Raw genomic sequence first — 18786 nt, forward strand, 5'->3', positions numbered from 1 at the left:
TTTATTTACCAAGTTTTATTTTGATTTTTCTATCCTCTGTAACCTCAAGTTTAGAGTCACGTCTATTCAAAGTTATGGTTAGTGTTTTGTTTTTATCATTAAAATAAAATCCTCTTCTTTTACCATTAACTCTCACCCTTTTCGGATTGCTATTTATATTATGAACCAGTATAATAATTCTGGTTGTTTGTGTTTTATAATTTTCCCCAAAATCTGTTTTAAAATCAATGTGTAACCAATCCCCTTTGAACTGACTAGAAAACTCCATAATTTCATATTCTTCTTCATCAAAAGCATTTCTTGTTTTGCCATCATCAAAGTAAAATGTGCTCTTATTTTCAAGAACACTTTTATCGTGGTAATAATTCACTAAAATCCAATCAGATGTATTCTTTGATGTATTTAAAGGCTCAGTGGTAGGTATGAATGCACCTGCTCGCACATAAGTAGGGATAGACTTCTCTTTTAAAGAAACTTTACTTTTTTGACCTCCTTCAATTCTTTCTCCTGTGTAAAAGTCAAACCAAATATTGTCCTTTGGAAAGTAGACTTCTTGCTCTTTTTTACCTGCTTCTAAAACTGGTGAGACTAGAATATCTTTTCCCCATAAATAGGTTTTTGTATAATTGAATAACTCAGGATTGTTTGGTTCTTCAAATAAAAGTGGTCGCATTAAAGGCTTGCCTGTTGTATGATTCTCATACATTAAGTTATAATTGTATGACAACAATTTGTAACGTAATTCAATAGCTTCTTTGGCCAAAGCCTTGGCTTTTTCACTTCTAAAAACAGGTTCACTTGGCACATCTTCTTGTGCGTGTGGTCTAAAAATGGGATTGAAAACTCCATACTGCAACCAACGCACATACAATTCGTCATCTAAATTTGCACCTGCAAAACCACCTAAATCACTATGCATATAGGCCAATCCTTGCATTCCCATTTGAAGCGCAATTTCTGGCTGACTTTGCAATCCTCCCCAAGTTCGGTTAACATCACCAGACCATGGTACCATTCCATAGCGTTGGCTACCAGAATAACCAGCGCGCATTAAAATAAATGGTCTTGTATTTGGAAAATCGCGTTGGTAACCTTCGTGGATTAAACGTGCCCAATCGTGACCGTAAATATTATGCACTTCGGAAGCCGAACCTGTATGATGTTGTACCCAATCTGGATGCACTTCTGGCTCACCTAAATCTCCCCAAACACCAGCCACACCTTTGTTGGCTAAATCTTTATAAATGTTCCAAAACCATTGTTCCCCTTCTGGCTTATAGATATCGATAAGTCCTGTGTTTCCAAAGTAAAAATCATACCTAGCATTATTGCCTACAGAATCTTTCGCTAATACGTTTTTGGCAACTGCTTCATCCCATTTTTTTGACGTAGTCAACACAAAAGGCTCTGTAATTGTTATGGTTTTTACACCTTTATCATTGAGACGCTTTACCATGCCTTCAAAATCTGGAAATGAATCTCTAAAGACTTCCAAATTTCCCATGGTACCTTGTATATCTTTTCCGAACCAGTACAAGTCTAAAATAATAGCATCTACAGGAATTTTTTCTTCTTTGAATTTTGAAATCGTGTTTTCAACTTCTTCTTGTGAGTGATACCCAAATCGGCTTGAAAAATTACCCAAAGCCCAACGTGGTAACATGGGTTGCTTTCCTGTGAGGTTTGTATAATTATTCAGCATATCGTACCACGATTCTCCTACGATAATTTGATAAGTTTTACGTCCTGAAACGGTTTCGTAAGTTAAGGTGTTATCGCCTTTGCTATCTAAATCCAAGTATCCTATTGGTGCATTATCGAAGTGAATCATATATTGATTAGACGACAATACAATTGGCATTGTGAAATTCATTAATTCGCTATGCGTTTCGTAACCATAATGCGCTCTATTGAATAACGGCAAACGATATCCTCTGCGATTCATACCCAAAGCTCTTGCTCCACCTCCGTATAATACTTCATCTTTAGCAAGATTGAATTCTATTTTTTCGGTGGAATCGGCAACAATGTTGCCTTTTACCATATCCATTGGCTCGTGCTTACTTTTGTAGTAACCGCGTTTTTCTGAAGTGATGAATTTGTCTTTGTAGTAATATGAGATTTGGAAAGGGGATTTTGTAACCGTAACATATAATCCGCTTGTTTTTAGTAAAACATCGTTTGTACGTTCGTTAAATTCAACATGTATTTTTTCAGGATTAGAAATAACCACATGTGACTTTAAATCAATATTTTCTTCTGAAGGAACAAATGTAGTTTCTATAATTTCAGAAGAATATGGTATGATGCTGTAGTAACCATCGTTGACATTTATGTTTAACTGACCTCCATCAAATGAAGCACTTTGAAAGATTCTACCTGTGTTTTGTGCAGTAATTGAAACAGTGACTAATAAAATTGATATATATAAAATTATGTGTTTCATGTTATTTAATACCTTACCGTGTTGGATTTATGACTTCAATTAAAAAACTCATAGTTATATTAAACATATGAGATTCACACTTTCTTAAATTTTAATAGAATCATTGCTTTCTTTTTCCATTAAAAAAAGAATAGGAACGTAAACTCTTAGATTCCAAGAATTTTCTGAATGATCCGCATAATCAAAAAATTTGTTCAAAGAATCAAAATCACTATATCCTTTCATTTTTAAAATTTCATCAACTCTTGGTGCGTATTGTGGATAATGTTCATCCAAAGTTTTGTTACCGTAATCAAAATACAATTTGTGCTGTCCTGCTTGTGGTAAATTGGCTTCCATATACTTAAAAATCGCATCTGGATACGGATTATTGTCCATTGGCATTGCACCAACCCAATGCGTGGATATACAGGCTGCACCACCAAACACTTCTGGATATTCACTAATGGCATACATAGACATTAAACCTCCCATACTAGAACCCATTACAAAAGTGTGTTCTTGGTCTGTATACACTGAATACGTGCTATCTATTACAGGTTTTAATTCTTCAACAAGAAATTTTAAATAATCATCCCCATTTAAATCCAATACATTGATAAAATTCTTTTTTGCTCTTATAATCAACTCCTCTTTCCTATCTATCGGTAAATTTTCAAAAGCTTTTTCTGGAAATAAATCCTGCCAACGAATGTCAGCAATGTTGTAAATACCAACTACTATAAAATCCTCAACTCTGTCATCTTCTTTTAACTGTGTTGCCCATTCATCTACCTTCCATTCTTGCTTATTCCAAGTCGTGGTACTATCAAACAACATTTGTCCATCGTGCATATACAAAACGTTGTATTTTTTATCTTTGGAATAGTCTTCTGGCAACCAAACATCAACTGATCTTGGTTTAATGTATTCTGATGGAAAATCTTCTACTCGCAACAATTTCCCTGCTGCTAGTTTGGCATCTTCAACTGTTTTGAATTCAATTATTGACTTCTCAATAGTTTCTGATTCTGAAGTTTCTTGTTTTGTATTTTCATTTTTACAGGAAAACACTAACAAACAAATAAAACCTAATGTGAATATTCTTTTCATATCTCAGTTTAAACACCCCTAAAGTCCCCTCAAGGGGACAATAATGACTGATTATTTAATTTTAGTTGTATAGATGTAACTTCCTTTCTTGTTAAGCTTTATACTATCTTCCCAAGATAAAGTCTCTCCTGTGATGATGTTTTTTAAGGTTTTGCCTTTCAATCCCATTTCTTCGTGATACTTTAAATCAATTTCAATAGGCTCATCATTTTTATTCATAATATGAACCACTGTCTCGTCTCCATTGGTACGGTATAAAAAGTAAGTCCCTTGAAAAGGTGCAAAATGCTTTGTCTTGCCTTTGTGAATAGCTTCACTAGTTTTTCTGTAATTTAAAACGGTCTTTAAAAAGGATTGCATTTCTTTTTGGTCTGATGTCAAACCTTCACCTGTAAATGCATTTACAGTATCGCCTTGCCAACCTCCTGGGAAATCTGTACGGATTAATCCATGGTCTCCAGGCTTATCAAAATCGTCCATTAAGATTTCTGTTCCGTAATAAATTTGAGGAATTCTAGGCAACATCAACAGGTAGCTTAATGCCATTTTGGTATTTGTAGCATCACCTTTGAGCTGTGTAAAAATTCGACTCATATCATGATTATCTGGAAAAGCCATAATTTTATCAGGTGCTGTATAAGCAAAATCATTTGATAAACCTTCATATATCTTTACCAAACCATTGTTCCAACTTTCATCTTCATTTAAAGCCTCAACTAATTTTGCTTGCATTGCAAAATCCATTGACGATGTTAAATTAGAATCATAGCCATCTTTGTTGACATGTCCTTCTTGCCAATACGCAATTAGCAACGGATTTAAACTCCACTCTTCACCAACGATACTGAAGTTTGGATATTCGGTCATAATGGCGCCTGCCCAATCGCTCATGAAACCCTTGTCTGGATATGGATAAGTATCTTGTCTAATGCCGTCCAAACCTAAAACTTCTACCCACCAAATACTATTCTGAATTATGTACTTGGCCATAAATGGGTTTTTCTGATTTAAATCTGGCATACTTGGCACAAACCAACCTTGTGACATGCCTTCGTAATCTGCTTCGGAAGCATAAGGATCTTGATTTGTAGTACGTCTATGATTAGACATTAAAGTTGTCTCTCTGTTCCAATTATCTTTATTTTCCTCGTAATGCTCTTGGTAATTTATCCAATCTTTAAATGGTAAATCCTTCATCCACCAATGTTCTAATCCACAGTGGTTAGCCACTTGGTCCATAATAAGTTTCATATCTCTATTATGAAGTTGGTTGGCTAATTCCTTGTACTCATTTAAAGTTCCGAAACGAGGGTCTACTTTATAAAAATCGGTCATTGCATAACCGTGATATGAACCACTTGGCATATCGTTGATTAAAACTGGACAAGGCCAAACAGCAGTAAAGCCCATCTCATCAATATAATCTAAATGCTCTGTAATGCCCTGAATGTCGCCTCCGTGACGCTTATAACCATCTGTTCTATTAATCCCTTGTTGCAGCAAACCTTCAACCTCATCGTTATCTGGATTGGCATTTGCAAAACGATCTGGTGTAATAAGATAAATAGCATCAGAACTATTGAAACCTACATAATCTTCAGCAGATTTTTCTCTGGCTTTTAACTCGTAGGTTTGCGTTAATTCGGTGCCACCTTCCTCTTTAAAAACAATATTGAATTTACCTGGCTTTACACCTTCAGCGATTTCTAAATCTAAAAATAGATAGTTTGGACTATCGGCTTTATGAACTTCTTTAAGTGTGATTCCAGATTTTGAAATTTCGACTTTTGTATTTCCAATATTTGGATGTTTAACCAAAAGTTGAAGCGATTTGTTTTTGAAGCCTGTCCACCAAAATGGCGGTTCAATCTTATCAATGTCATTCGCTTCAACTATTGCTTTGTCTTCAGTTTCAGTCGTGGTAGAATCTGCCTTTTCTTTACAAGACCACATTAAAACGATTGAAAAAAATGTTATAACTAATGATAGTTTCTTCATAATTAATGGATTTAATGTTCTTGTAAAACTCAGGAACTTAAACTGTCACTAAGTTGTTTGGTGAAATGGTTACGTTTTCACCATTAACTATTATTTGTAAATCTTGGTCTCCATCAACTTCAAAGTGTGTTTTACCTTGATTAACGATAACTCTTAAGATTTGATGTCTAAAATTCACTTTGAATGAATAACCTTCCCATTGCTCAGGAATGCGAGGTTCAAAGGTTAGCATATTATCCTTAATACGCATACCACCAAAACCTTCTACAATACTCATCCAGGTACCAGCCATTGAGGTAATATGAAGTCCTTCGTGTACTTCGTGGTTGTAGTCGTCTAAGTCTAAACGCGATGTTCTTAAATAGAACGTGTACGCTTGTTCCATTCGGTCTAACTTCGCTGCTTGGATACTGTGTACACAAGGTGACAACGAACTTTCGTGAACCGTAAATGGTTCATAAAAATCGAAATGACGTTCTAATTCTTCAGTTGTAAAATGGTCTTCAAAGAAATAGAACCCTTGTAATGTATCTGCTTGTTTGATATATGGCGAACGTAAGATTCTATCCCAAGACCACTTTTGGTTAATTGGTCGTTGTGATTTGTCTAAATCTGCCACAGTGATTAATTCCTTATCCAAGAAACCATCTTGCTGCAAGTAAACATTGTGTTCTTCAGAATGTGGAAAGTACATATTATTTGCTACTTCTAACCACTCCGAAACCTCAGCTTTAGATAATTTAGCCTTATTCATAATACGTGTATAATCTGTATTATAATCCGCTTCAACCTTATCTATACATTCTGCAGCATACTTAATACACCACTGCGCAATGTAGTTGGTGTACCAGTTATTATTGATGTTGTTTTCGTACTCGTTTGGACCCGTTACACCAAGGATTACATACTTATTTCTGTATGTTGAGAATGTAGCACGTTGGTGCCAGAATCTTGCGATACCAATCAATACTTCAAGTCCCATTTCTGGAACATAACTAAAGTCGCCTGTATAACGGAAATAGTTGTAAATAGCAAACGCTATAGCACCATTTCTGTGGATTTCTTCAAAAGTGATTTCCCACTCGTTATGGCATTCTTCACCATTCATTGTTACCATTGGATATAAAGCTGCACCATTTTTGAAGCCTAATTTTTCGGCATTTTCAATGGCTTTTTCCAAGTGCTTATATCTGTAGGTTAATAACATTCTTGCAACGCTTTGATCTTTGGTTGCCATATAGAATGGAATACAATACGCTTCAGTATCCCAATAGGTACTACCACCATATTTTTCGCCTGTAAATCCTTTTGGACCTATGTTTAATTGTGGGTCTGTTCCTAAATAAGTTTGGTTTAAATGATAGATATTGAATCGAATACCTTGCTGTGCTTTTAAATCACCATCTATAGTGATATCTGCCATATCCCAAATTTTAGCCCAAGCTTCTTTTTGAGATTCTAACAAGTTTGAAAATCCAGCTTTGACAGCTGTGTCTAAAACTGAACTTGCTGCATTGATTAATTGGTCTTTATCGTGATTTCTATCAACTGTGTAACCACCAAATTTATGGATAGCAACGGTCTCGCCTTGCTTCGCTTCTTGTGTATACGTAAAAGCTATTTTGTTTGAAGATTTATCAACTGTTGCATTTGCATCAACTGAAGTTCCATTAAGAAAAATTCGAGATTCCATAAACGTACAGGTATGGAATTCTGTTTTCATTGTTTTGGCTTTGATGAATGCTTTTTCACCTTCTTGAACCACATCTTGAGTATCCCAAAACTGATCGTCCCAGTTGGTATCTTCATTTGTAATGCCACTATCTAAATACGGTTGAAATGTTACCTTAACATGTGCATTTAGTGGTTTTACCTCATAATTTATTGCACCAACTTCATCTTCTGTAAGACTTAAAAAACGCTTCACATTAACTTCAACTTCTACATCATTTGGGAGTGTTGCTGTAAAACTTCTAGATAGCCAACCTTCTTTCATATTAAGTTCACGCTTAAAGTTTTCAACCCTTTTACATGTATGAAGGTCTAAGGTTTCGTTATTAATCATAACGTTAATGCCTATCCAGCTTGGCGCATTTAACACCTTAGCAAAATACTCTGGATAGCCATTTTTCCACCAACCAACTCTGGTTTTGTCTGGATAATAAACACCAGCAATATAACTCCCTTGAAATGTTGGACCTGAATATCTTTCTTCAAAATTGGCACGCTGTCCCATTGCACCATTTCCTAAGCTAAAGATACTTTCTGAAGCTTTAACTTTATTTGGGTCAAATCCTTCTTCGATGATTGACCAAGCGTTAGGTACGATATAATCTAAGTTCATTTATTTCTTATTTTGAGCCAAGAACAAAGGCTTATTTTTTATTCGTTTATCAATTTTTCTATGAATTCTTCTGAGATCTCAGTAAAATCCTTGAATACATAATCGGCATGTCCCAATACGTCTTCACTTCCGATACCAATAGAAATCATATTGGCTACATTAGCCGCTTCTACACCAGCCACTGAATCTTCAAAAACGATGCAGTTTTTAGGATCTATCTCTAATAGTTTTGCTGCTATCAAAAACACTTCTGGATCTGGCTTTGCTTTTGTAACATCGTTGCCGTCTACAATAGCATCAAACTGTTCCTTAAGATGGACTCGTTCTAAAATAGTTCTGGCGTTTTTACTCGCTGAACCTAGAGATATAGGTTGATTATTTTCACTTAAGAAATTGAGTACTTTTGGTACATCTGGAAGAATTTCGGATTCATCCATTTTAGCAATATGGCTTAAGTAATCTTCATTTTTCTTAGCCATTTGCTGATTAAAATCTTTTTCTGAAAGGGTTTTATTTCCCCAAGCTAAAATCTTTTCGAGCGATTTTACTCGGCTAACTCCTTTTAGTTGTTCGTTTTCTTCTTCTGTGAAATCTATACCTAAATCGTTAGCGAGTTTTTTCCAAGCTAGGAAATGGTATTTTGCAGTGTCTACAATGACACCATCTAGATCGAATATGAATCCTTTTTTATTCATTTAATTATATTGAATTAATCTCTAGTTTATCATCTATTCTTAAGGACAGTAATGCCGCCACTATAAAACCTACTCCACTAACAACTATTGCAAATATTGCCTGGTCATTATAGGCGTACTTAACTAAAGGACCACCAATTATTCCATTAATTATTTGAGGTATTACAATAAAGAAGTTAAATATACCTATATACACACCCATCTTTTTAGGAGGTATTGAACCTGCCAACATTGCATAAGGCATAGAAAGAATACTAGCCCAAGCTACACCTATCAATATCATAGGAAGAATTAATCCATACTCAGTAGATGTGAAATAAATCATTAACAAACCTATTCCGCCTACAAATAAGCAGAAAGCATGAGTTTTTTTTCTTGTAATCTTTTTAGCGATACTTGGCAACAAGAAAGCTACTATGGCAGAAATACCATTATATATTCCAAATAAGATACCTACCCAGTTACCAGCTTCTTGATATTGCTCACTACTAGAATCGCTAGCAGGAAGCCCATAAACATGTTGAGCAATAGCCGGAACGGCAAAAACCCACATACCAAAAAGTGCAAACCAAGAAAAAAACTGAACCCAGCTCAATTGACGCATGGTTTTAGGCATTTTTCTGAAGTCTTCAAAAATATCTGTAAGCTTTGCTTTAGGCTGCTCACCCTCAATTTTTACAGACTCTCCTTCCAAATTTTCACTTTTTTCAAATTCAGCCAATTCCTCAGGCGAATACTCTTTAGTTGTAAAAATTGTTACTAAAATAGAACCTATAAGTACAACTGCACCTATAATAAATGACCACAATAAACTTTCTGGAACTGTTCCCTCTGACGAAGTCTTTTCAAAACCAAACCAATTGGTAAGCATCCAAGGTAACCAAGACCCAATTACAGCTCCAATACCTATTAGCGCTGTTTGAATACTAAAACCTTTTGTGGTTTGCTCATCTGAAAGATTATCTGCCACTAAAGCTCTAAAAGGCTCCATAGCAATGTTAAATGATGCATCCATTATCATTAGCATACCTGCACCAACCCATAAAGCTGGTAGTATTGCAATCATAAAGTCTGCTTGAGGAATAAGAATCATCCCGATAGATGCTAAAACAGCACCTAAAAGAAAAAATGGTTTTCTGCGACCAAACTTAGTCCAAGTATTATCACTATAGTGACCAATTATTGGCTGTACAATTAACCCCATAATGGGAGCTATTAGCCAAAACCATGACAACTCATGGACATCGGCACCAAAAATCTGTAAAATTCTACTTGCATTTGCATTTTGCAGAGCAAAACCCATTTGAATTCCAAGAAACCCGAAACTCATGTTCCAAATTTCCCAGAAACCGAGAATGCGCTTTTTCATAATAGTATGTTATTAATTTATACTATTCTGACAAGCTATGCTTATCAAAACTTATAAGAGAAGTGAAAATATAAGTTTTGAATTATCGGTTCAAAGATACGTATTATTTTAAATTGGCAATGTTAAATTGTTATTTAGTAGATTCTCGTTCAATTAAATCAGTAGCAATCACCACGGTTTGAAACTGCTCTTCCTCTTCATTAAAATCATTTTCAATTTTATCAATAAGAAGATGAGCTGCTTTTTCTCCCATCTGCTGTGCATGTTGGCTAACTGTAGTTAAACTAGGTGTAGAATGTTTAGAAAGCACACCATCTGTAAAGCCAATCACCTGAACATCATTAGGTACATTAAGCCCCATTTTTCTGGCAACTTTCATAGCTGATAAAGCGTAGAGTTCATTCACCGCAAAAACACCATCTATTTTTTCATTTGATTTGAATAATTGCTCTATTTCAGATTCCAACTTTTCAAGATGCACTTCATAATCCATGGTATCATCCATCTTTAAAATCAACTCGGCTTCAGGTGTTATTTTATGTTCTTGCAGCGCTTCCAAATAACCTTGAGTCCTTAATTTACCGACACTTACGTAATCTCTAGTTGTTATCAGCGCAATAGACTTGCAATTGTTTTCTATTAATTTTTCAACAGCATTTTTAGCACCATTAAAATCATCTACAATAACTTTATCACATTTTATATCCGAAACCACCCTATCAAACATTACAATTGGCATACCTTGACTCATGGTTTCATTAAAATGGTGGTAATCTTGTTGCTGTAATGTTTCTTTGGACATGGAAAGAATAAATCCATCTATACTACCATTTGCCAGCATTTCCATATTAATAACCTCTTTAGAAAACGACTCGTTAGACAAACCAATAATTACATTATAACCTCTACTATTAGCCACTAACTCCACACCTCTAATCACCTTAGAAAAAAAGTGATGCACTATTTCAGGGATGATAATGCCTATGGTATTGGTCTTTCTGTTTTTGAGACTTAACGCAATGTTGTTAGGCCTATAATTGTAGAGCTTTGCAAAAGCTTGAACTTTTTGCTTTGTATCTAAACTGATTTCCTCACTATTTCGCAACGCTTTGGATACTGTAGAGATAGAAACATCTAATTCTTTAGCTATTTGTTTTAGGGTTATTTTTCTTTTCATTTACGAAAAATTGTAGTGTATTTAAGTAACGAAGATACGGCAAAAATGATTTTCTCATATTTTCAACTTCATAATTTTAGTGCAGTATAATTGACAATATCCTATTTTTTCGCTATTTTATGCTAAATGTCAATATTTTAAGAAAAGTTTTTAACACGAAAACGTTTTCGTGACTTCTGTCATATTTTTTAACGCTCGTATCACACTAATTTTACATAGATTTAACCCGAGAAGTGAAAATATAACACAATTAAACTAAGCAATTTTAACTAAAACATTGTATGAAAACATTCTTAAATGCTTTATTATTCTGTCTAATTATGGTACCGGCAACGCTGTTTGCTCAGACGACCGTTACTGGTACAGTTACAGATAAAGCAAACGCTATGCCTTTGCCAGGCGTTAATGTCATTGTTAAAGGAACTGCCAGAGGAACCTCAACGGATTTTGATGGTAATTTTTCTTTAGAAGTCAGTGACGGTGAGACAATAGTTATTTCGTATTTGGGCTATACGACACAAGAAATTGTGTTTAACGGTCAATCTACGATAAATGTAGAACTATCTGAAGATGCAGCTCAACTAGACGAGGTTGTATTAATTGGATATGGTTCTGTTAAAAAAGAAGATGCAACAGGATCTGTTGATGTCGTATCTTCAAAAGACTTTAACAAGGGAGCTATAGTATCAACTGATCAGTTGTTAAATGGTAAAGCAGCAGGTGTAAGAATAACCACAGATGGTGGTTCGCCTGACGCAGCTCCTAATATTAGAATTAGAGGAGGTTCTTCTTTAAGTGCAAACAGTAATCCATTAATAGTAATTGATGGAGTGCCAATTGCCAACAATAATCCTGCTGGTGTAAGTAACCCACTTACATTAGTAAACCCTAATGATGTTGAAAGCTTCTCTATATTGAAAGATGCTTCTGCTACTGCTATTTATGGGTCTCGTGCTTCTAATGGTGTAATCATAATTACTACAAAAAAAGGTACTTACGGTGATGAAGTAAGATTCAATTTTTCAAGCAACATCTCTGTGAGTTCTGCAGGAGAAGGTTTGGACATGATGAATAGTGAAGAATACGTTAGGTTTATACAAGAGTATCACCCTAATTATATAGATTATTTGGGTGTTCCTGTTGGCTCAGTTAGTACTCCTGAAAATGTATCTCAAGTTGTAAATGGAAGAGCAATATATGATACAGATTGGAGAGATCATATCTATAGAACTGCAATTTCAACTAACACTAACTTTAGTGCTAGGGCTAATATTTTAGGAGGAATCCCTTTTAGAGCATCTGTTGGATATACTAATAGTGAAGGTGTTGTAAAAACTGATGACTATGAAAGATATACTGCAGCTTTTAAACTGACACCTCAATTTTTAGATGATAATTTAAAAATTGATATCAATGCTAAAGCAACCTATGCAGACAAAAATGCAGCTGATTCTGGTGGTGCAATAGGAAATGCAATAGCTTTTGATCCAACTAAACCAGTGTACGATAGTTCAAGTGTATTTGGTGGCTATTATATGAACATGAATGGTAATTTAATAGATGGAAGATGGAATCCTGTAGCACAGTTATTACAGCGTGAGCGACCTGAGCGAGTTTTTAGATTTTTAGGAAATACTCAATTCGATTACAAAATGCCATTCTTACCTGAACTTAAAGCAGTAGTAAACCTTGGTTTAGATGCTTCTAGAGCTAAGATTAAAGAACGTTTTTCAAATAATGCAATTGCTACTTATAGTGTAATTGATGAAGGAAATGATTTTGTTTTCAATCCTGGTGTAAATTACATAGAAAACCAACATATTACTAATGCTACATTTGATGCTTACCTTCAATATAATAAAAGCTTTGATGATAAGTTCATTAACAAATATGATGTACAAGCTGGATACTCTTATCAGAATTTTAAGAATGATGGAAACCAAGAAAGATATCAATACAATACTGTTACAGGTCTAAGAGAATTAGTAGTCAATGTAAACAACCCTAATAATAGATATTATAACGTTTTAAACTTACAGTCTTTCTTTGGCCGTGCTAATATTGATCTAGCTAACAAGTATTTATTAACGCTATCATTTAGAGCAGATGGTTCTTCTTTATTCCAAGAAGATGATCGTTGGGGCTATTTCCCATCAGCAGCATTAGCTTGGAAAATCAAAAAAGAAACATTTTTAAATAATATATCTTTCTTTAATGATTTAAAATTAAGGTTAGGTTGGGGTCAGACAGGACAACAAGACATTACTGGTGTTGCTGGTTATTATCCTTCAATTCCATTATTCCAAGCTGGTGATAGTAATAGTCAATATCTACCAAATTCTTCATTATACTCAGCATTACCATTTAACCCTGATTTAACATGGGAGAAAACAACAACCTATAACATAGGTTTAGATTTTGATATCTTAAAGAACAACTTAATATCTGGTTCTTTTGACGTTTATTATAGAGAAACAACAGATCTACTTGCAGATGTACCTGTTCCTCCTGGGCAAGCTTTTTCTAGTAGTTTTATTGATAACGTAGGTGAAACAGAAAGCAAAGGTTTTGAACTAAACTTAAATATTAGTCCAATCAGTACTGAAAACTTTACGTTTGATATATCATCTAACCTATCATATAATCATACTAAAGTTACAGATTTAGAAGGTCTTGCTAGTATTCCTACTGGTGGAACAGTTACAGGAACAGGAACATTTTTACAAAGACACTCAGTTGGGCAACAAGCAGGTAGTGCTTACGTATTTAAACAATTATATGATGCCGATGGGCAGCCTATTGCTGGAGCTTTTGCTGACAGAAACGGTGACAACATAATAAATGATGATGACCGTTATTATCAGCCAATAGCACCAAACTGGACTTATGGATTTGGATTAAATTTCACTTACAAAAACTGGGACTTAACAACTAGTTTTAGAGGTCAGTTTGGAGGAAATGTATTTAACCTTAATAAGCTTAATTACGGTACTTTGGAAAGTGCTATTCCTAACAACAATAATAGTCTAACAAACGTTTTGAATTTTTATGATGGAGCTTCAACAAGTTCTATATACGAGGCTTTAGGAAATACTATTTATTCTGACTATTACTTAGAAGATGCTACTTTCTTAAGATGTGATAATATTGTATTAGGCTACAGTTTTGATAACATTATAAAAGATGGTGTTGTACGCTTTTATGGAAGTGTAACTAATCCATTTATAATTACCGATTATTCTGGACAAGATCCAGAAAATTTTGGAGGAATTGATGGAAGCTTCTATCCTAGACCAACAGTTGTAACTCTAGGGTTTAACTTTGATTTTTAAAAAAAAGACTATGAAAAATTTAATAAAACTATTTGTTATTTTAGTAGTTGCTGCTACAGCATTCTACTCTTGTACAGACGATCTAAATACAGAGCCTAAAGTTGAGCTCTCATTAGAAGAATTATTATCTGAGGACCCAAATGCAATTGAAGGTATTGTATCTAGACTCTATGCTTCTTTTGCTTTATCTGGCCCTTCCGGACCTGGTAGCTCTGATGTTGATGACGATCCAGGTGAATCACCTTTTTTGAGAGGTATTATAAATTTACAAGATTTTACTGCCGATGGTATGAAAAACCGCTGGGGAGATGATGGATTGGATCAATTGACAACCACATCAAGCTGGGATGGGAATAACAAATTCTTCAGATATTTATACAACCGTATATACTATACTATACCTCAGTGTAATAACTTGATATCTGTATTAAACTCTATATCTGTAGAAGATTCAGATTTAGCAAGAAATGAAGCCCGTTTTTTACGTTCTCTAGCTTATTACTATTTGATCGACACTTTTGGAAAAGGTGTATTAGCTACTGAGAACAACCTTGGCGAAAGCCAACCTCTTCCTGAGGTTGGAAGAATAGAACTTTTCAACTATGTTGAAGGTGAGTTACTAGAAATTGAACCTCTTATGCCTGAGAGTAATGGATACGGTAGAGCAAATAAGTACGTAGTAGATATGCTTTTGGCAAAATTATATATCAATGCAGAGGTGTACACAGGCGAACAGAGATATGACGATGCTTTCACATATATAAATAAAGTAATAACTGAAGGTGGTTACCAATTAACTGATAGTTTTGTAGAAAACTTTTCTGCAGATAACTTTAACTCTACTGAAATCATCTATCCTCTTATTGCTGATGCTGATAACAGTAGAAGTTATGGAAACACCACATACATTGTTAATGGTAGCTTAAGCTCGGATACAATGCCTATTGCTCAATTTGGAGCATTAGAAGGTTGGCAGGGACATAAAGCTTCACCAGCATGGTATGGCTTATTTGGTAATAGCGCTTCTGATCTAGCAAATAGTAATGATGAAAGAGCATCATTATTTTGGACAGATGGACATACTTTTGAAATGACCGACTATAGAGAATGGACAAATGGCTATCCATCAATAAAATTTAGAAATACTAATTTTGAAGGTTCATCAACAGCTACTGCGTTTTCTAGCACAGATTTTCCTATGTACAGACTAGCTGATGCATATCTTATGTATGCGGAGCTTGCCTTAAGGGGAGCTGCTGGATCAGATATGGGTTTAGCTCTAGATTATGTAAACAACGTTAGAATTAGATCAGGAGCTAGCACAATTTCTTCGGGAAGTTTAACCTTAGATTTTATTTTAGACGAAAGAGCTAGAGAACTTAATTTAGAAGGACACAGAAGAACAGACTTAATAAGGTTTAACCGATTTACTGGTGGTAATTATATTTGGCCATGGAAAGGAAATACCCTAGAAGGAACTTCTATTCCAGATTATTATAATCTATTCCCTATACCTGAGCAAGCAAGAGGTGCAAACCCTAATTTGACTCAAAACCCAGGATATTAAAAACTATGAAAATGAAAACTATATTTAAACTAAGCTTATTAGCACTTACGCTTCTTTCATTCTCCTGTAGTGAAGATGATCAATTTCAAGTAAGTGAGGATAGTATAGGTGGTATATTAACACCATCTACTGGAGATTCATTTGTGCTTAATCCTTTTGAAGTACAAACAAATACAGCTATGACAATTAGCTGGGAGGATGCAATTTATAGTGTCCCAACACAAGCTAATTATACAGTTGAAGTTGCTCAAAGTGGCACAAATTTCGAAAATGCAATTGTTGTTGGTAATACTATTGAAAACGCATTAACTGTCAATATTTCTAATTTAAACAACTATGCAATACTTGCTGGTCTATTTCCTTTTGTTGAAGGACAATTGGATATTAGAGTTAAATCTGCTATAGGTGACGAGGCTGTTTTGCCTCAATATTCTGATGCTATCACTGTTTCTATAACACCTTTTACAACAGATTTACCTAAACTATCAGTTCCAGGTAACCACCAAGGTTGGGATCCTCCAACAGCACCTTTATTAGCCTCATCTGCTTTTGGTGAAACAGACTACGAGGGTTATGTATGGCTAGATGGAGAATATAAATTTTTAGCTCCTGACGAAACAGGTGTAGTTTTTGAATGGGGAAATACTGATTGGGGAGATGATGGAAATTTTAATGGAGTTTTAGTTGAGACTGATGAAGTAAATTGTACCGAATCAACAGCAGGATATTATCTTGTAAAAGCAAATACAGATGAGTTAACCTACTCAACAGAAATTATGAACTGGGGAATTATTGGTAATGCTACACCTACTGGTTGGGATAGCGATACAGATTTAATCTATGACCCTGCAACAAGAACTTTATCAATAACCTTAGATTTAACTGCTCAAGAAGCACCTGATAACGGAATTAAATTTAGAGCTAATGATGATTGGGGTGTAAATCTAGGTGATACAGGCGCAGATGGAACTATGGAATATAGTGGAGATAACATAGGTATTCCTGTGTCTGGAAACTACACAATAGTTTTAGACTTAAGTAACCCTAGAGAATATACTTACTCTTTAACACTTAACTAATATACCAATGAAAAATATAATAAAATTTTTACCCTTATTACTTATTACATTGGTAAGTTGTGAGGATACAGAAGAATTTGAATTTTTGCCAACTGAAGAGAGTTTTGAAATTATTTCTCCTACAGATGGGTCAAGTCTTATACTAGACGAAACAAATGGACAAAACAATGCTTTGACTATTGTTTGGAGTGATAATGTTTCTAGTAGTGAAAACTATGTAATAGATATGTCTACTGACGAGGCATTTACATCACCTATAAATATTGGCAGTACAACTGCTAACTCTTATTCATTTACTGTAGAAGATTTAAATACATATCTATTACAAGCTGGACTTTATGCCTATGAAGACTCTAATGTTTATTTCAGAGTTACAGGAGGTGAATACTCTGATTTATTTAGATTATCTGTTACATCATTTCCTGATTCTAACCCAATAATAAACAATCCTAATGATTCAAGTGACATTAGTTTATCAGTAGATACACCTGAAGATGTTGCTATGAGTATAGAATGGGAAGATCCTGATTTTTCTCCTAGTTCTACAACAATTGTAAACTATAATGTACAAGTTGCATTAGCCGATACTGAATTTGCTGAGTTTGAATCTCTAGGTGAAACACAAGAATTAATGCTAGACGTAACTCATTCTGGGTTGAACAATAAAGCTCTTAGTCTAGGTTTGATAGAAGAAACACCTGGATCACTTGAAGTAAGAATTTTTTCTTCTCTAGAAACAACTTCTGGTGTTATTGAAAGATATTCAGATCCTATAACTATAAATGTTACTCCTTATGCTTCTACTATAGAAATATCAACATGGGGAATTGTGGGTGGAGCGTACAATAATTGGGGAGCTTTTGCAGATGCACCATTTTACACAACAGAAGTTCCTAATATATTGGTTTCATATGTCAGCTTACTTGATGGTGAGATTAAATTTAGAGAAAATAATGATTGGACAAATAATTATGGTGATGTTGGAGCTGATGGCACTCTAGATAATGGAGGTGATAATATACTTGTTACTGCCGGAAATTACAAAATAACATTAGACTTTAATGAAAACACATATACAATTGAGCCATTTTCTTGGGGTATAGTTGGCTCTGGTTATAATGATTGGGGCGCTACACCTGATGCTAAATTTTATTATGATTACACAACAAACACTTTCAAAGTGAATGTTCAATTATTAGACGGAGAAATTAAGTTCAGACAAAACAACGAATGGTTAACAGATTTTGGCGATAATGGATCCGACGGCACCTTAGACGCTGGCGGTACTAATATTGCTGTTACTGCTGGTTACTATGCTGTAACTTTAGACTTCAACAATAACACTTATACTATTCAATCTACTGATGTTTGGGGTATTGTTGGTTCAGGCTACAATGATTGGGGTGGTGCAGGACCAGATTTTGCTCTTACACAAATTCAGCCCGGAGTTTACTATGGAGACATAGCAACTTTAGTTGATGGTGAGATAAAGTTTAGACCCAATAATGATTGGTCAACAGATTTTGGTGATAATGGTGCTGATGGCACTTTAGACGCTGGCGGTACTAATATTGCTGTTACTGCTGGTCTGTATAGAGTGAAAATGGATGTTAACACCGGAACATATGAACTAAACCAAATTCAATAAAAAACAAATTGAATATTAACCCAAAAAGGGCTGATTATT

At 34.7% G+C, this 18786-nt stretch carries 11 protein-coding genes; 4 read left to right on the top strand and 7 right to left on the bottom strand.

What is annotated here, in order from left to right:
• Window position 1: 1 nt before the first annotated feature.
• The 7 genes from QGM60_RS04065 to QGM60_RS04095 all read right to left on the bottom strand — a co-directional run bounded on the left by QGM60_RS04065 (window position 2) and on the right by QGM60_RS04095 (window position 11121).
• Entirely contained in the window at window positions 2-2446 is a 2445-nt protein-coding gene (locus QGM60_RS04065) for a TIM-barrel domain-containing protein (RefSeq protein ID WP_281138978.1), read from the bottom strand.
• A gap of 84 nt (window positions 2447-2530) precedes the next feature.
• Complete coding sequence (locus QGM60_RS04070) at window positions 2531-3538, bottom strand: alpha/beta hydrolase-fold protein (protein WP_281138979.1); 1008 nt, start codon at window positions 3536-3538, stop codon at window positions 2531-2533.
• A 51-nt stretch (window positions 3539-3589) separates the two neighbouring features.
• Complete coding sequence (locus QGM60_RS04075; protein ID WP_281138980.1) at window positions 3590-5536, bottom strand: glycoside hydrolase family 13 protein; 1947 nt, start codon at window positions 5534-5536, stop codon at window positions 3590-3592.
• A gap of 37 nt (window positions 5537-5573) precedes the next feature.
• Window positions 5574-7880, bottom strand: coding sequence for a glycoside hydrolase family 65 protein (locus QGM60_RS04080; RefSeq protein WP_281138981.1), 2307 nt, complete (start codon window positions 7878-7880; stop codon window positions 5574-5576).
• 38 nt (window positions 7881-7918) lie between these two features.
• The gene (pgmB, locus tag QGM60_RS04085; protein ID WP_281138982.1) at window positions 7919-8575 is read right to left on the bottom strand and encodes a beta-phosphoglucomutase; all 657 of its coding nucleotides are present in this window, start codon (window positions 8573-8575) and stop codon (window positions 7919-7921) included.
• A 4-nt stretch (window positions 8576-8579) separates the two neighbouring features.
• Window positions 8580-9944 carry an MFS transporter gene (locus QGM60_RS04090; protein ID WP_281138983.1) on the bottom strand — a complete coding sequence of 455 codons (1365 nt, stop codon included), beginning with the start codon at window positions 9942-9944 and terminating at the stop codon, window positions 8580-8582.
• A 130-nt stretch (window positions 9945-10074) separates the two neighbouring features.
• Window positions 10075-11121, bottom strand: coding sequence for a LacI family DNA-binding transcriptional regulator (locus tag QGM60_RS04095; RefSeq protein WP_281138984.1), 1047 nt, complete (start codon window positions 11119-11121; stop codon window positions 10075-10077).
• 281 nt (window positions 11122-11402) lie between these two features.
• On the opposite strand from QGM60_RS04095, the gene QGM60_RS04100 reads away from it, so the two are divergent.
• From QGM60_RS04100 to QGM60_RS04115, 4 genes are read left to right on the top strand one after another with little or no spacing between them, the layout of a single operon-like run.
• Window positions 11403-14453: a TonB-dependent receptor gene (locus QGM60_RS04100; RefSeq protein WP_281138985.1), complete on the top strand. Its 3051-nt coding sequence runs from the start codon at window positions 11403-11405 to the stop codon at window positions 14451-14453.
• Window positions 14454-14463: 10 nt separating this feature from the next.
• Window positions 14464-16020 (top strand): RagB/SusD family nutrient uptake outer membrane protein, encoded by a 1557-nt coding sequence (locus tag QGM60_RS04105; RefSeq protein WP_281138986.1) that lies wholly within the window; start codon window positions 14464-14466, stop codon window positions 16018-16020.
• A gap of 11 nt (window positions 16021-16031) precedes the next feature.
• Complete coding sequence (locus QGM60_RS04110; protein ID WP_281138987.1) at window positions 16032-17099, top strand: SusE domain-containing protein; 1068 nt, start codon at window positions 16032-16034, stop codon at window positions 17097-17099.
• Between the two features lie 7 nt (window positions 17100-17106).
• Window positions 17107-18747, top strand: coding sequence for a SusE domain-containing protein (locus QGM60_RS04115; protein ID WP_281138988.1), 1641 nt, complete (start codon window positions 17107-17109; stop codon window positions 18745-18747).
• The last annotated feature ends 39 nt before the right edge of the window (window positions 18748-18786 follow it).

Origin of the sequence: Winogradskyella sp. SYSU M77433, assembly GCF_029911945.1 — a bacterium.
Lineage (GTDB): Bacteria > Bacteroidota > Bacteroidia > Flavobacteriales > Flavobacteriaceae > Winogradskyella.

Coding starts and splice junctions, on each gene's coding strand:
- QGM60_RS04065 (WP_281138978.1), bottom strand. CDS start 2,446: ATGAAACACATAATTTTATATATATCAATTTTATTAGTCACTGTTTCA.
- QGM60_RS04070 (WP_281138979.1), bottom strand. CDS start 3,538: ATGAAAAGAATATTCACATTAGGTTTTATTTGTTTGTTAGTGTTTTCC.
- QGM60_RS04075 (WP_281138980.1), bottom strand. CDS start 5,536: ATGAAGAAACTATCATTAGTTATAACATTTTTTTCAATCGTTTTAATG.
- QGM60_RS04080 (WP_281138981.1), bottom strand. CDS start 7,880: ATGAACTTAGATTATATCGTACCTAACGCTTGGTCAATCATCGAAGAA.
- pgmB (WP_281138982.1), bottom strand. CDS start 8,575: ATGAATAAAAAAGGATTCATATTCGATCTAGATGGTGTCATTGTAGAC.
- QGM60_RS04090 (WP_281138983.1), bottom strand. CDS start 9,944: ATGAAAAAGCGCATTCTCGGTTTCTGGGAAATTTGGAACATGAGTTTC.
- QGM60_RS04095 (WP_281138984.1), bottom strand. CDS start 11,121: ATGAAAAGAAAAATAACCCTAAAACAAATAGCTAAAGAATTAGATGTT.
- QGM60_RS04100 (WP_281138985.1), top strand. CDS start 11,403: ATGAAAACATTCTTAAATGCTTTATTATTCTGTCTAATTATGGTACCG.
- QGM60_RS04105 (WP_281138986.1), top strand. CDS start 14,464: ATGAAAAATTTAATAAAACTATTTGTTATTTTAGTAGTTGCTGCTACA.
- QGM60_RS04110 (WP_281138987.1), top strand. CDS start 16,032: ATGAAAACTATATTTAAACTAAGCTTATTAGCACTTACGCTTCTTTCA.
- QGM60_RS04115 (WP_281138988.1), top strand. CDS start 17,107: ATGAAAAATATAATAAAATTTTTACCCTTATTACTTATTACATTGGTA.